The sequence below is a fragment of the Saccharopolyspora sp. NPDC045839 genome (assembly GCF_056431645.1).
Genome location: NZ_JBWKKH010000007.1, coordinates 1 through 14,348 on the forward strand (window position 1 = coordinate 1; position 14,348 = coordinate 14,348).

Annotated in this window: 13 protein-coding genes; 4 read left to right on the plus strand and 9 right to left on the minus strand. The window is 70.3% G+C overall.

From position 1 onward, the window contains the following. Positions 1 to 202 precede the first annotated feature (202 nt). Both AC07EQ_RS12050 and AC07EQ_RS12055 read right to left on the minus strand, forming a co-directional pair. Positions 203 to 883: a response regulator gene (locus tag AC07EQ_RS12050; RefSeq protein WP_093261484.1), complete on the minus strand. Its 681-nt coding sequence runs from the start codon at positions 881 to 883 to the stop codon at positions 203 to 205. Then, positions 880 to 2,505: a sensor histidine kinase gene (locus AC07EQ_RS12055; RefSeq protein ID WP_478388019.1), complete on the minus strand. Its 1,626-nt coding sequence runs from the start codon at positions 2,503 to 2,505 to the stop codon at positions 880 to 882. Before AC07EQ_RS12055 ends, AC07EQ_RS12050 begins: the two co-directional genes overlap by 4 nt. Positions 2,506 to 2,649: 144 nt before the next feature. Here AC07EQ_RS12055 and AC07EQ_RS12060 point away from each other — a divergent pair, with 144 nt between their 5' ends. Next, positions 2,650 to 4,020, plus strand: a complete 1,371-nt coding sequence (locus AC07EQ_RS12060) for a cation:dicarboxylate symporter family transporter (RefSeq protein ID WP_478388020.1) — start codon at positions 2,650 to 2,652, stop codon at positions 4,018 to 4,020. 59 nt (positions 4,021 to 4,079) lie between these two features. On the opposite strand, the gene AC07EQ_RS12065 is transcribed toward AC07EQ_RS12060, so the two are convergent. The 6 genes from AC07EQ_RS12065 to hisD all read right to left on the minus strand — a co-directional run bounded on the left by AC07EQ_RS12065 (position 4,080) and on the right by hisD (position 10,465). After that, a complete protein-coding gene (locus tag AC07EQ_RS12065) occupies positions 4,080 to 4,241 on the minus strand; it encodes a hypothetical protein (protein ID WP_478388264.1) in 162 nt (53 codons plus the stop codon). 351 nt (positions 4,242 to 4,592) lie between these two features. After that, on the minus strand, positions 4,593 to 6,683 hold the full coding sequence (locus AC07EQ_RS12070) for a phosphocholine-specific phospholipase C (protein ID WP_478388021.1): 2,091 nt from the start codon (positions 6,681 to 6,683) through the stop codon (positions 4,593 to 4,595). A 122-nt stretch (positions 6,684 to 6,805) separates the two neighbouring features. Next, on the minus strand, positions 6,806 to 7,210 hold the full coding sequence (locus AC07EQ_RS12075; RefSeq protein WP_478388022.1) for a WD40 repeat domain-containing protein: 405 nt from the start codon (positions 7,208 to 7,210) through the stop codon (positions 6,806 to 6,808). A 177-nt stretch (positions 7,211 to 7,387) separates the two neighbouring features. Continuing rightward, the gene (gene hisB / locus AC07EQ_RS12080) at positions 7,388 to 8,005 is read right to left on the minus strand and encodes an imidazoleglycerol-phosphate dehydratase HisB (protein ID WP_358576517.1); all 618 of its coding nucleotides are present in this window, start codon (positions 8,003 to 8,005) and stop codon (positions 7,388 to 7,390) included. Next, entirely contained in the window at positions 8,002 to 9,120 is a 1,119-nt protein-coding gene (locus AC07EQ_RS12085; protein WP_478388023.1) for a histidinol-phosphate transaminase, read from the minus strand. The genes hisB and AC07EQ_RS12085 overlap by 4 nt, the downstream gene beginning before the upstream one ends. A gap of 28 nt (positions 9,121 to 9,148) precedes the next feature. Beyond that, entirely contained in the window at positions 9,149 to 10,465 is a 1,317-nt protein-coding gene (gene hisD, locus AC07EQ_RS12090) for a histidinol dehydrogenase (RefSeq protein ID WP_478388024.1), read from the minus strand. Positions 10,466 to 10,670: 205 nt separating this feature from the next. Between hisD and AC07EQ_RS12095 the strand changes: the two genes are divergently transcribed. The 3 genes from AC07EQ_RS12095 to AC07EQ_RS12105 all read left to right on the plus strand — a co-directional run bounded on the left by AC07EQ_RS12095 (position 10,671) and on the right by AC07EQ_RS12105 (position 14,040). Beyond that, positions 10,671 to 11,942, plus strand: a complete 1,272-nt coding sequence (locus AC07EQ_RS12095; RefSeq protein ID WP_478388025.1) for a M14 family metallopeptidase — start codon at positions 10,671 to 10,673, stop codon at positions 11,940 to 11,942. 78 nt (positions 11,943 to 12,020) lie between these two features. Then, positions 12,021 to 12,704 carry a YqeB family protein gene (locus AC07EQ_RS12100; protein WP_478388026.1) on the plus strand — a complete coding sequence of 228 codons (684 nt, stop codon included), beginning with the start codon at positions 12,021 to 12,023 and terminating at the stop codon, positions 12,702 to 12,704. Between the two features lie 46 nt (positions 12,705 to 12,750). Beyond that, the gene (locus tag AC07EQ_RS12105; RefSeq protein ID WP_478388027.1) at positions 12,751 to 14,040 is read left to right on the plus strand and encodes a hemolysin family protein; all 1,290 of its coding nucleotides are present in this window, start codon (positions 12,751 to 12,753) and stop codon (positions 14,038 to 14,040) included. Positions 14,041 to 14,182: 142 nt separating this feature from the next. Here the strand turns inward: AC07EQ_RS12105 and AC07EQ_RS12110 are convergent, their stop codons facing one another. Next, on the minus strand, positions 14,183 to 14,341 hold the full coding sequence (locus AC07EQ_RS12110) for a hypothetical protein (RefSeq protein ID WP_478388028.1): 159 nt from the start codon (positions 14,339 to 14,341) through the stop codon (positions 14,183 to 14,185). Positions 14,342 to 14,348: the final 7 nt, after the last annotated feature.

The following is a 14,348-nucleotide window of genomic DNA, read 5'->3' on the forward strand; positions in this document are numbered from 1 at the left end:
CATCCTCGACCGCGTCCGCTGCTGCCCCCACCAAGTCGGCACCCTCGCCCAAGCCATCCTCACCCTCGAACACGAAGCAGGATGAAAAAGGCTCATTGAAATCGAAGGTTCGATTTCAATGGAAATTGCGGCGTCGGGACGGTCTCCCGGGTTCCGTCGCCCGTACCCGCGCGTCTGGCCGGGCCGGGGCCTGAGGTTCCGGTCAGGCTTCGCCGATCCAGCGGTAGGCCATCTCCGGCCGGCCGACCGCGCCGTACAGCGGCCGGCGGTCGGCCATGCCGTTGTTGACCAGGTATTCGAGGTACCTGCGGGCCGTCACCCTGGACACCCCGGCGGCTTCGCCCACGGCTCCCGCCGGGGCTCCGTCGGGGTTGGCGCGCAGCGCCGAGACGACCGCCGCGAGCGTCTCCTCGCTCATGCCCTTCGGCAGTGCCGCGCGGTCGACGCCGCGCAGCGCGGAGAACGCCCGGTCGATCTCGGCTTGGCTGCTGACTTCCCGGTCGTCGCCGAGGCTGGCCCGGAATCGCGCGTAGTGCTCCAGCTTCTCCCGCATCGCCGCGAAGGTGAACGGCTTCAGCAGGTACTGCACCACTCCGCTGGACACCGCCGCGCGGACGACCTTGAGGTCGCGGGCCGAGGTCACCGCGATCACGTCGGCGTTGCTGCCCGCGGTGCGCAGCGCCCGCGCGACCTGCAGGCCGTCCATGTCGGGCAGCCGCAGGTCCAGCAGCACCAGGTCGACCGCGGTGCGCTCGACGAACCGCAGGGCCGCCTGCCCGGTGCGGACCCGGCCCGCGACCGCGAACCCGTCGAGCCGGTTCACGTAGGCCTCGTGCGCCTCGCCGACCAGCGGGTCGTCCTCGACGACCAGGACCGAGATCACCGCGCCACGTCCGTCCCCGAGCGGCCGGGCAACCGGACGGTGAACACCGCGCCGCCGTCGTTGTGCACCTCGATGGTGCCCCGGTGGCGGCGCACGCTCTGCCCGACCAGCGCGAGCCCGAGCCCGCGGCCGTCCTCCTTCGTCGACCAGCCGCGCTGGAAGACCCGCTGGGCGCTGTCCGGATCGACGCCCGGCCCGTTGTCTGCGACCCGGATCAGCACACCGTCCGATGTGGACCGGATGGTCACCTCGACGCTCGGGCGCGAGCCCTCCAGCGTCGCCTCGACCGCGTTGTCGATCAGGTTGCCGAGGATGGTCACGAGATCGCGGGAGTCGATGTGCTCCAGGTCGACGTCGTCGATCTCGGTGCCCGCGCCGAGCACGACCTCCACGCCGCGCTCCCCCGCCTCGGCGCTCTTGCCCAGCAGCACCGCCGCCAGCACCGGCTCGCCGACCGCGCCGACGACGCGATCGGTGAGCTGCTGGGCGAGCCGGAGCTCGTCGGTGGCGAACGCGACGGCCTCCTCCGCGCGGCCCAGCTCGATCAGCGAGACCACGGTGTGCAGCCGGTTCGCCGACTCGTGGGCCTGGGAGCGCAGCGATTCGGCGAAGCCGCGCATCGAGTCGAGTTCGCCGCTGAGGGCCTGCAGCTCCGTGTGGTCCCGCAGCGTGACGACCGTGCCCAGGTCGCGATCGCCGCTGCGGATCTGCGAGACGTTGACCAGCAGCACGCGGTCGTCGGTCAGGTGGACCTCGTCGCGCACCGCCCGCCCCGCCGCGAGGGTGTCCACAAGGGACACCGGCAGGCCGAGCCCGGACACGTGCCTGCCTTCGGTTTCGATGGGATCCAGCGAGAGCAACACAGCGGCCCCATCGTTGCACAGGGTGATCCGCCCGGAGGGCGCCACCAGCAGCAGTCCCTCGCGCACCGCGTGCAGGATCGAGTCGTGGTACTCGTACATGCGGCTGAGCTCGGCGGGCCGCAGCCCGTGGGTGTGGCGCCGCATCCGGGCGCTGACCAGGTAGGTCAGCAGCCCGCCGACCAGCAGCGCGGCCGCGGCGACCACGACCAGCGCCGTGACCCGCTCGCTGAGCTCCGCGGTGAGCATCCGCACCGTGATGCCGTCCGACACCAGGCCCACCAGCCGGTGCGCGTCGTCGTAGACCGGCACCACGGCGCGCACCGACGGGCCGAGGGTGCCGGTGTAGGTCTCGGTGAACACCTCCCCGGCGAGGGCCTGCTCGATGTGCCCGAGGAACCGCTGCCCGATCTGCGCCGGGTCGGGGTGCGTGTAGCGGATGCCCGCCGGGGACATGATCGTGATGAAGTCGACGCCGGTCTCCGCCCGGACGCGTTCGGCCAGCGGCTGCAACGTGGCGGTCGGGTTCGGCGCGGTCAGGCCGTCCCGGACGGCGGGCTGCGCGGCGAGCGTGCGGGCCACCGCGACGACCTTCTCGGTGGCCGCGTCGTCGTTGCGCTGCCGCGCGTCGTACCAGGCCAGCACGGCACCGGCGAGGACGACGACGGCGACCACGACCACCTGCAGCACGAAGAGCTGGCGGGCCAGGCTCCAGCTGGGCCGGACGCGGCCGAACCAGTTCCGGTCATCGGCGGTGGGCATCACGGATCCGTGTCGGAGATGTGAACACAATGAACAGAAGCGTGACGCTGACGATACCCGGCACAGATAGTCTCTCCCGGCCGGACCGTGACCTGGGACACGGCCGGTACGAGTGTGACCCGGTAGCCCAGTAGGAGTGCAAAAGTGGCAAGCAAAGACGCTGCGCGGACACGCCGTCGGGATAGAACGCATTACCTGTACATCGCGGTGATCGTCGCGGTGCTGGCCGGCATCGCGGTCGGCTTCCTCGCGCCCGACCTCGGCAAGGCCCTGAAGCCGCTGGGCACCGGGTTCGTCAACCTGATCAAGATGATGATCTCGCCGGTCATCTTCTGCACCATCGTGCTCGGCGTGGGAGGCGTCCGGAAGGCCGCCAAGGTCGGCAAGGTCGGCGGCCTCGCGCTGGCCTACTTCATGATCATGTCCGTGGTGGCGCTGATCATCGGGCTGCTGGTGGGCAACGTGCTGCACCCCGGCGAGGGCCTGCACATCACCGAATCGCTGCGCGGCCAGGGCGTGCAGCAGGCCGGTGAGGGCGCCGAGAGCACCACGGACTTCCTGCTCGGGATCATCCCGCACACCCTGGTGTCCTCGTTGACCGAGGGACAGGTGCTGCAGACGCTGCTGGTGGCACTGCTGGCCGGTTTCGCGCTGCAGGCGATGGGCGACAAGGGCACCCCGATCCTGCGCGGCATCGAGCACATCCAGCGGCTGGTGTTCAAGATGCTGGCGATGGTCATGTGGGCGGCGCCGGTGGGCGCGTTCGGCGCGATCGCCGCGGTCGTCGGCGCGACCGGCGTGCAGGCCCTCAAGGGCCTGGCCGTGATCATGCTCGGCTTCTACATCACGTGCGTGCTGTTCGTGTTCCTGGTGCTGGGCCCGGTGCTGTGGCTGTTCGCGCGGGTCAACATCCTCTCGCTGCTGCGCTACCTGGGCCGCGAGTTCCTGCTGATCGTGTCCACCTCGTCGTCGGAGGCCGCGCTGCCGCGGCTGATCGCGAAGATGGAGCACCTCGGCGTGAGCAAGCCGGTCGTGGGCATCACGGTGCCGACCGGCTACTCGTTCAACCTGGACGGCACCATGATCTACCTGACCATGGCGTCGCTGTTCATCGCGAGCGCGATGGGCGACCCGCTGTCGCTGGGCGAGCAGATCGGGCTGCTGCTGTTCATGATGATCGCCTCGAAGGGCGCGGCGGGCGTCAGCGGCGCCGGGCTGGCGACGCTGGCGGGCGGCCTGCAGTCGCACCGGCCGGAACTGCTGGACGGCGTGGGCCTGATCGTGGGCATCGACCGGTTCATGTCGGAGGCGCGGGCGCTGACGAACTTCGCGGGCAACGCGGTGGCGACGGTCCTCATCGGCGCGTGGACGAAGGAGATCGACCGCGGCCAGATGCAGCAGGTGTTCTCGGGACGAAGCCCGTTCGACGAGCAGTCCTTCGTCGACGAGGGCCACGGCGGCGCGACCAGCGAGGACGACGAGCCCGAGAGGGAAACCGTCACGGCGAAGAGCTGACGCTCCACAGCAGAAGGGCGCCTCCGACTCGGTCGGGGGCGCCCTTCGCGCGTTCAGCCTCAGCCGTAGATCATCCAGCCGATGCCGCCGACGATGGCCATCAGCGCGGCGACCGCGAGCACCACGGCGAAGAACCGGGCGGTCTTCCACGTCGCGTAGACGCCGCCGATCAGGAAACCCGCGACGGCCAGCAGGATGATCGGCAGGTAGCTCTGCATCACCACTGCTTCCTACTCGTTGTCCACAGCTGTTCGAGCAGAATATTTCGCTCTCCGCCGCACCAACAGTACGACTGGAGTCCAGGCTGGGCAGTCTCAGCCGATCGGCCACCCTTCCGCAACCTGCGGCGGTGACTACGGTTCCGCTTCTTCTCCAGGGAACCCCGCACGAACGGTGACGCACCGACCTAGACCGATACGTGTGATCCCTGAGTCTGAAACGGGCCGTTACCGGGAACCTCCCGATGCCTGACACCCTACTCGATCTCTCCAGTTTTGATCAAAAGCGGTCGAGAAAACCTCGACCCGTCGACTCCTCCCCTCAACCCGGCCAGCGTACCGAGGGGCGCGGGCTCAGCCGGTGACGCCCGGGGCTCCGTTCTCGACGCGGCCGGTGGCCCGGCGCCGGAACGACCGGTCCTGTGCGGCCGTCACCTCGACGTCGTACCAGCCCTGGTCCGTCGGCCACGCCACGGACTCCGCGCCGCCCGCGGCGAGCCGGACCTCGCGCTGCTCGCCGGGCGCGTAGCCCAGGGAGCGCAGGCGCACCGTGATCGGCTCGGCGCCGCTGTTGCGCAGTTCCAGCAACAGGCCGCCGGTGCGGGCGTCGGGGTTCGTCCGCACGTCGAGGCCCGCGGCCTTGCCGTCGCGGGAGCCGCTCAGCTCGAACCAGAACCGGTTCGGCCCCTGCACCGCGAGCCGGTACTCCTCCTTCGCCGGCACGTTCACCACCCGCTCGCCGCGAACGTCCACATGGGACGGTCCGGGCAGCTCGCCCGCGTACGCGTAGATCGCGAAGTGCGCCGCCCCGGCGCCGACGTTGCCCAACCGCAGCGCCACCGCTTCCCCGTTCAGCGCGGCGGAGACCTGCGGCTGGTACGGCAGGGCCCGCGCCGGGCTGCGGCCCTGCTCCTGCAGCGGTAGCGCCTGCTCCGCCGGCGGCTTGGGGTGCCAGCGCTCGATCGGCTCCGGCACCGGGCCCGGCTCGGCGGGCTTCGGCGGCTTCGCCGCGTTCTCGAAGTCGAACACCGAGGTCAGGTCGCCGCACGCGGTGCGCCGCCAGGAGCTGATGTTCGGCTCCTGCACGCCCGTCCAGCGCTCCAGCAAGCGCAGCACCGACGTGTGGTCGAAGACCTCGGAGTCGACGAAGCCGCCGATCGTCCACGGCGACACCACGGTCATCGGCACCCGCGGGCCGAGGCCGATCGGCCGGCCCTCGAAGTAGTCGTCGCCCTCGCCGGATTCGGGCTTCGGCGGCACCGGCGGCGGCACGTGGTCGAAGAAGCCGTCGTTCTCGTCGAAGTTGAGCAGCAGCGCGGTCTTCGGCCAGATCTTCGGGTCGGCGATCGCGTCCAGCACCTCGTAGATCAGGCTGGCGCTGCCGACCGGCGTGGAGCTGCCCGGGTGCTCGGAGTCCACAGCGGACGGAACCAGCCACACCACCTTCGGCAGCCGGTCCGCCTCGATGTCGGCGCGGAGCCGCTCGACGAGGGTGCCCGGCCTGCTGCGGTACATCGCGCGGTCGAACAGGCTGCGCTCGGCGTCGGTCAGCGCATCGCGACCCGCCTCCAGCTGCTTGAGCAGCCGCTCCTGCTCCTGGGCCGGCTTGTCGAACAGGGCGGTGTAGAACTCTTCGGTGGTGCGGAACTCGCCGTCCACCGCGGCGAGCATCTTGCGGCCGATCGCCTTGAAGGTCTTGAAGTACTCGACGGAGTTGTCGGTGAAGTTGTCCCACTCCTGGTAGATCTGCCAGGGCACCCCGGCCTTCTCCAGCCGCTCCGGGTACGTCGTCCACTCGTAGCCGGCGTGGTCGTAGTCGTAGGCGGCGTTGGTGACGGCCCGCTTCGTGGTGCCCGGCTCGTAGCCGGTGGTGCCGGTGAACAGGTAGTTCCGGTTCGGGTTGGTGGAGCCGAAGACCGAGCAGTGGTAGGCGTCGCAGATGGTGAAGGTGTCGGCCAGCTCGTACTGCAGCGGGATGTCCTGCCGCTCGTAGTAGGTCATGGTGGCGGCGGTCTTCGCGGCGACCCAGTCGTTGTTCCAGCCGCCCGCCCAGGCCTTGCCGCTGCCGCCCCAGCTGTGGTCGAGGTCGCCGAGGTACTGGATGTCGGAAACCGGCCGCCCCTCCCGCTCGGCGCCCTGCCGCAGCGAGAACGGCAGCACCTCACCGCCGGTGGCGGGCTGCTGGAAGACGGACCGCCCATCGGGCTGCTGCAACGGCGACCGGTCGCCGTAGCCGCGAACCCCGCGCAGCGTGCCGTAGTAGTGGTCGAAGGAGCGGTTCTCCTGCATGAGCACGATGACGTGCTCGACAGCGTCCAGCCCGCCCTGCGGAACCTGCTTCGCCATGGCCCGGTGCAGCGAGGGCGGCAGCAGCGAAGCGGCGGCAACGCCACCGGCCACACCTGCGGCACCGGCCAACACCCGACGTCGAGAAACCTCAGTCACGAGCGGACATCGTCACCGAAGAAAGCCAAGCGGCGTAAGACCCGCAGTGACGCAACGGTGAACCACCGGCATCAGCCAAACGGCGCAACGGTAGGCATTCCTAACACCACGTTCCGTGGCTATCAGGCCAGGCCGAAGCGAGCGCGCTCCTGGTCGGTGAGGCGCCGCACGCCGCGCTCATCCGCCTCGCGGAGCAAGCGCTCGGCGTCGGTGTCGACGTCCCAGGTGAGGATCCGGCAGTCTTTACCCGCAGTGACGAGCAGGCCGTCGTCACGCCAGCAGAGTACGGATAGCTGATACGACTCATGCGCAGGAAGCGTAGCTATCACTTGCCCCGAATCCACGTCCCAGAAACGAATTCGGCCCTGTTCATCGGCGCTGACAACCGGACGTCCGGGTGCCCAGGCGAGCTGGTCGACTTCGAATTCATCCCCGACCGTGAGTACCTCGCCCTCGGCGACGTCCCACTCGTGCTCGGTGCGCAGCTTCCGCTGCCGCCACACGAAGTACGCCGCCGGGATCACCACGCCCGCGCCGAGCAGGAAGCGGACGTTCTTGACGCGCCACCGGTTTCCCCCTGCTACGACCGTGCGGAGAGTGCCGATCAGTGCACTCTCCGCACAGTCATACCAAAGGGGAAAGAGCGAGGGGCGCCGTCGGCCGATTCGGCCGGTCGACGGCGCCCCTCTCGAAACGACTCGCTCTTACAGGGCGCCCTTCGTGGACGGGACCACGCCCGTGAAGCGGGGGTCCGGTTCGACCGCCGCGCGGAGCGCCCGGGCGATCGCCTTGTACTGGGCTTCCGCGATGTGGTGCGGGTCGCGGCCGTGGATGACCCTGGTGTGCAGGTTGATCTGGGCGTGGAACGCCAGGGACTCGAACACGTGGCGGTTCAGGACGAACGGGTAGTTCCCGCCGATCGTGAAGCTGTTGTACTGCTCCGGTTCGCCCGTCATCACGCAGTACGAGCGGCCCGAGACGTCCACCGCCGCGTGCGCGAGGGTTTCGTCCATCGGGATCCAGGCGTCGCCGAAGCGGCGGATGCCCTTCTTGTCGCCGAGCGCCTGGCGCAGCGCCTGGCCGAGCACGATCGCGGTGTCCTCCACCGTGTGGTGCGCGTCGATGTGGGTGTCGCCGGTCGACTTCACCTTGAGGTCGAAGGCCGCGTGGGTGCCCAGCGCCGTGAGCATGTGGTCGTAGAACGGCACCGTGGTGTCGATGTCGACCTGCCCCGTGCCGTCGAGGTCGAGTTCGACCAGCACCGAGGATTCCCTGGTGGTGCGTTCGACCCGCCCGATGCGGGTCCCGGGCTGGAATGTCACTTGCTGATCTCCTCGCTCACGACCTTGCTCGCCGTCAGGAAGGCGTCGTTCTCCTCCGGCGTGCCGATGGTGACCCGCAGGTGGCCGGGGATGCCGACGTCGCGGATCAGCACGTCGGCGTCCAGGTAGCGCTGCCAGGCGCGGTGCGCGTCCGCGAACCGTCCGAAGAGGACGAAGTTGGCGTCGCTGGGCACCGGCGAGAAACCCTGCTCCCGCAACGCTTCCACGACCCGCTCGCGCTCGTCGATGAGCGCCCGCACCGAGCCGAGGGTGGCCTTGGCGTGCCGCAGCGCGGCCCGCGCGGCGGCCTGGGTGACGACCGACAGGTGGTACGGCAGGCGCACCAGCAGCAGGGCGTCGATCATCGCCGGGGCGGCCGCCAGGTAGCCGAGCCGGCCACCGGCGAACGCGAACGCCTTGCTCATGGTGCGGCTGACGATCACCTTCGCCGGGTACTCGCGGATCAGCTCGATCGCGCTGGGCCGGGCGGAGAACTCGGCATAGGCCTCGTCCACCACGACCACGCCGGGTGCGGCGTCGAGGACGGCGCGCAGGTCGTCCTGCGACACCGACTGCCCGGTGGGGTTGTTCGGGCTGGTCACGAACACCACGCCGGGCTGCTTCTCGGCGACGATGCGGGCGGCCTGCGCGCCGTCCAGGCTGAAGTCGTCGCGGCGCGGCGCCGGCACCCAGTCGGTGCGGGTGCCCGCCGACAGGATCGGGTGCATCGAGTACGACGGTTCGAAGCCGAGCGCGGTGCGCCCCGGCCCGCCGAATGCCTGCAGGATCTGCTGCAGGACCTCGTTGGAGCCGTTGGCCGCCCACACGTTCTCGGTCACCAGCGCGACACCGGTGGCCTTGGTCAGGTAGGCGGCGAGGTCGGCGCGCAGCGCCTTGGCGTCGCGGTCCGGGTAGCGGTGCAGCGCCGTGGCGGCCTCCTGCACCGCGGCGGTCACGTCGTCGACGAGTTCCTGCGGCGGCGGGTAGGGGTTCTCGTTGGTGTTGAGCCGGACCGAGACGTCCAGCTGCGGCGCGCCGTAGGGGCTGCGGCCGCGCAGATCGTCCCGCAACGGCAGGTCGGCCAGCGTCGTGTCGGCGCCGGGCACGTCACTCATGGGTTCTACCTTCGGTTGTTCCGGGCGCTCAGCGGGGAAAGCGGGCGGTGACCGCCTGACCGTGCGCGGGCAGGTCCTCGGCGTTGGCCAGTGCCACCACCTGGTCCGCGACGTCGCGGAGCGCCTGCTCGCTGTAGGCGATCACGTGGATGCCGCGCAGGAAGCTCTGCACGCTCAGGCCGGACGAGTGCCGCGCGCAGCCGCCGGTGGGCAGCACGTGGTTGGAGCCCGCGCAGTAGTCGCCCAGCGACACCGGCGCGTACGGGCCGACGAAGATCGCGCCCGCGTTGCGCACCCGCGCGGCCACCGCTCCGGCGTCCGCGGTCTGGATCTCCAGGTGCTCGGCGGCGTACGCGTCCACCACCCGGATCCCATCATCCACAGTGGACACCAGGATGCAGCCGGACTGCACGCCGGCCAGCGCGGTGCCGATCCGCTCGACGTGCTTGGTCTGCGCCACCTGGCGCTCCAGCTCGGCGTCGACCGCGTCGGCCAGCTCTTCCGAGGTGGTCACCAGCACGCTCGCCGCGAGCGTGTCGTGCTCGGCCTGGCTGATCAGGTCGGCGGCCACGTGCACCGGGTCGGCGGTGGCGTCGGCGAGCACCGCGATCTCGGTCGGCCCGGCCTCCGAGTCGATGCCGATCAGGCTGCGCAGGTGCCGCTTCGCGGCGGTCACGTACACGTTGCCCGGCCCGGTCACCATGTCCACCGGCACCAGCTCGGCGCCGTCGGTGTCGTGCCCGCCGTAGGCCAGCAGCGCCACCGCCTGCGCGCCGCCGACCGCCCAGACCTCTTCGACGCCGAGCAGCTGCGCGGCGGCCAGGATCGTCGGGTGCGGCAGGCCGCCGAACTCCGCCTGCGGCGGGCTGCACACCACCAGCGACTCCACCCCGGCGGCCTGCGCCGGGACGACGTTCATCACCACGCTGGACGGGTAGACCGCCAGCCCGCCCGGCGCGTACAGGCCGACGCGCGCGACCGGCACCCAGCGCTCGGTGACCGTGCCGCCGGGCACGACCTGCGTGGTCGTGTCGGTGCGCCGCTGGTCGTCGTGGACCTTGCGGGCGCGGGCGATCGACTCCTCCAGCGCCGCGCGCACCGCCGGGTCGAGCTCGTCGAGGGCGCGCCGCAGCTCGTCGGCCGCCACCCTCACCCGTTCCGGTCGGACCGCGTCGAACTTCTCGGTGAATTCCAGGACGGCCGCCACCCCGCGGTCGCGGACCGCCTCGATCACCGGCCGGACCCGATGCAGCACGTGCTCGACGTCCATCTCGGCGCGCGGCAGCGTCGCGCGCAGCTCGACGGTGGACGGAACGCGACCGCGCAGGTCGGTACGGGTGAGCATGTGCGTCCTTCCAATACCCGGGGGCTACACCGACCAGGGTAATCGCCGCCGGGCCCCGCCGTCCCCGAACCCGGTCGCAGGTCACCCGGGGCACGCGCGGAATGGGAAAACGTCAACGGCAGGCCATTGTTCGCCAGTGGCTTGCCAACATCGGGCGGCTCCTAGAACCTGCCAACATCACCACCAGTGATCGATCGGAGACCCGATGTTCAGCTCACGGCGCAAGGCAGTGACCGTGGCGGCAGCCGCGTGCCTGGTCCTGCTGGCCCCGATCCAGGCCGGCGTGTCCGCGGAGCCGACCGGGGCGACCGCCGCCCAGGACTTGGCCACCTACACCGTTCCCAACACCGACAGCAAGACGCGAACCGAGATCAACCGCACCGGCGCCCAGGTCATCGCGGTGTCCGGCGCCGTGGCCACCGTGGAGGCCACACCGGCGCAGGCCGAGCAGCTGCGGGCGGCCGGTTTCGTGCTCAACGACGAGACCAAGGTCGCCGACGCGCTCAAGCGGATCAACCCGGCGCAGGCGCAGCAGGTGCCCGGCGACTTCCCGCCCGGGTACGAGGGCTACCACAACCTCGACGAGATGAACGCCGAGCTCGACACCGTGGTCAAGGACCACCCGGACATCGCGTCGAAGTCCAGCATCGGCAAGTCCTTCGAGGGCCGCGACATCCCGGTGCTGAAGATCAGCGACAACGTCGGCCAGGACGAGGACGAGCCGGAGGTGCTGTTCAACTGCAACCAGCACGCCCGCGAGCACCTCACCACCGAGATGTGCCTGCGCATCGCCAACCGGTTCACCGACGACTACGCGAGCGACCAGGCCGTGAAGGACGCCGTCGACAACCGGGAGATCTGGATCATCCCGGTGGTCAACCCGGACGGCTCGTCCTACGACGTGGAGTCCGGCCAGTTCCAGGGCTGGCGCAAGAACCGGCAGGACGCCGGCACCGACCTCAACCGCAACTGGGGTTACAAGTGGGGCTGCTGCGGCGGCTCCGATGACGACCCGAACGGCGAGACCTACCGGGGCACGGCCGAGTGGTCGGCGCCGGAGACCGCGGCGATGCGCGACTTCATCGACTCGCGGGTGGTCGGCGGCGCCCAGCAGATCAAGGCCGCGATCGACTTCCACACCTACTCCGAGCTCGTCCTGTGGCCCTTCGGGCACACCAGCGACGACGTCACCGAGGACATGACGCAGGAGGAGTACGACCGGTTCGCGCGGGTCGGCGGCGAGATGGCCCAGGCCAACGGCTACACCCCGCAGCAGTCCAGCGACCTCTACGTCACCGACGGCGACAGCCTGGACTGGATGTGGGGCCAGCACAAGATCCTGGCCTACACCTTCGAGATGTACCCGGCCAACGGCGGCGGCATCGACGGGTTCTACCCGCCCGACGACGTGATCGAGAAGGAGACCGCCCGCAACGACTCGGCGGTGGACATCCTGATCCGCGAGGCAGGCGCCTGATCCGGTGAGAGGGGGAAAGGGCCCGGGGCGCCACGGCACCCCGGGCCCTTCCGTTTCCCGGGCGGCGATAATGGCGGTATGGCCGCCGAACCTGCTGCCACCACCGTGGCCGAGCACCGATTCATCCGGCACGGCACGTGGCTGATCTGCCCGCTGCTGGGCGCGCTGCTGATCTGGCTGCTGCGGATGGCGGCGGGCTGGGTCGCCGAGCTGCCGTGGGCGCCGTTCCAGGGCGTTTTCGAGCTCGCCGCGTCCGTGCCCGATCCGTGGGGCACCGTCGGCGCCGTCGCCATCGGCTTGATCATCGGGCTCGGCTTCGCCGGGCTGATGGCGCAGGAGCGGTTGACCGTCACCGTCGAGCCCGAGCGGGTGACGCTGGCCATCGGCAGCTCGGCGCAGCACATCGCGCGCGACGAGATCGGCTCCGTGTTCCTCGACCGCAAACACCTGGTGGTGCTGGACGAATCCGGCGCCGAGCAGGCCCGGCAACCGTCCGATTTGGACTGGACGAAGCTGCGCCGGGCGTTCGTCGAGCACGGCTACCCGTGGCGGGAGCAGGACCCGTTCGCCGGCCACTACGCCCGGTGGGTGGAGGACACCCCGGAACTGCCGCTGCGGATCAACGCGCTGATGGCGGCCCGCGAACGCGTGCTGCGCAAGCGCGACCGCAAGGAAGCGGCGCTGCTGCGCACCGAGCTCGCCCAGCACGGAATCCTGGTGCGCGACGAGAAGAAGCACCAGTACTGGCGCGCCACCGGCTGACCGGTTCTCCCCGGCTCGCGTCCGCCGCGGGTGGAACAATCGGAAGATGGACGGTGTCGTCTGGAACCTCGCGCTGGTGCTGCTGTTCGTGCTGTTCGGCGGCTACTTCGCGGCCGCCGAGATCGCGCTGGTGTCGCTGCGCGAGAGCCAGGTCCGCAAGCTCGCCGAACGCGACCGGCGCGGCGCCCGGGTGGCCAAGCTGCGCGCCGACTCCAACCGGTTCCTCTCCGCGGTGCAGATCGGCGTCACCTTCGCCGGGTTCTTCGCCTCCAGCTACGGCGGCGCGACGATCGCGGTGCGCCTGGAGCCGATGCTGGCCGGGTGGGGCCTGCCGATCGGCGTCGCCGCGTCGGTGGCCCTGGTGCTGGTGACGCTGTTCGTCTCGTACCTGTCGCTGGTGCTCGGCGAGCTCGCGCCCAAGCGGCTGGCGCTGCAGAAGTCCGAAAACGTCGCGCTGGTCACCGCCGGTGTGCTGGACCGGCTCGCGACGCTGTTCCGGCCGCTGATCTGGTTCCTGTCGAGGTCCACCAACGCGGTGGTGCGGCTGATGGGCATCGATCCGCGCGCCGCCCAGGACAAGGTCAGCGAGGAAGAACTGCGCGACATGGTGCGCACCAACGAGCAGCTGACCATCGAGGAGCGGCGGCTGCTCAGCGACGCGTTCAAGGCCACCGACCGGGTGCTGGGCGAGGTGATGGTGCCGCGCACCGAGGTCGACTTCCTGGACAGCACCACGCCGCTGCCGGAGGCGATCGCCGAGGTGGCCGGCAAGCCGCACTCGCGGTACCCGGTCATCCGGGAAACCGCCGACGACATCGTCGGGTTCATCCACGTCCGGGACATGCTCGCCACGACCCACGGCGGCCACGAGGCGCGCACGGTCGGCGACCTGACCCGGCCGGTGACGGCGCTGCCGGCCAGCAAGCCGGTGCTGGCCGCGCTGTCGCAGATGCGGCGGCGCGGCGGGCACCTGGCCGTGGTGGTCGACGAGTACGGCGGGACCGCGGGCATCGTCACCGTCGAGGACCTCGTGGAGGAGGTCGTCGGGGAGATCTGGGACGAGTACGACCCCAGCGCCGCGCCGGTGCGGCCCCAGGGCGACGGGAGCTTCGAGGCCGACGGCCTGCTGCACCGCGCCGATTTCGAGCAGCAGACCGGGATCGCGCTGCCCGACGGCCCCTACGACACGGTGGCGGGTTTCGTGGTCAGCCGTCTGGGCCGCGTCCCGGCCGAGGGCGACTCCCTGGACGCCCTGGGCCACCGCTTCACGGTCCGCACGATGGACGGCCACCGCGTCTCCCGCCTACTGGTCACCGAACTCCCCGAGGAGCAGTGACCCCATGCCGGGGTTCGCAGTTTCAATTGAAACCGCGAACCTCCGGCGTGTCAGACCACGACACGCCGGAGGCTGTGGACAACTTCCGCAATTTCAATGGAAATCGGACCTCTGATTTCCATTGAAATTGCGGACATCCGGGTCAGGACAGGAGCAGGAAGAGGGATCCTACGACGATCCCGATGACCACCACGACCGCCGCGATGATCATGATCGCCCGCATCTTGGGGCGGTCGTCGCGGACCTCGGTCTGGGCCCGTTCCCGCCACTGCATGAAGGTCGTGCCTTCGCCCTCGCTCAACGTCGAC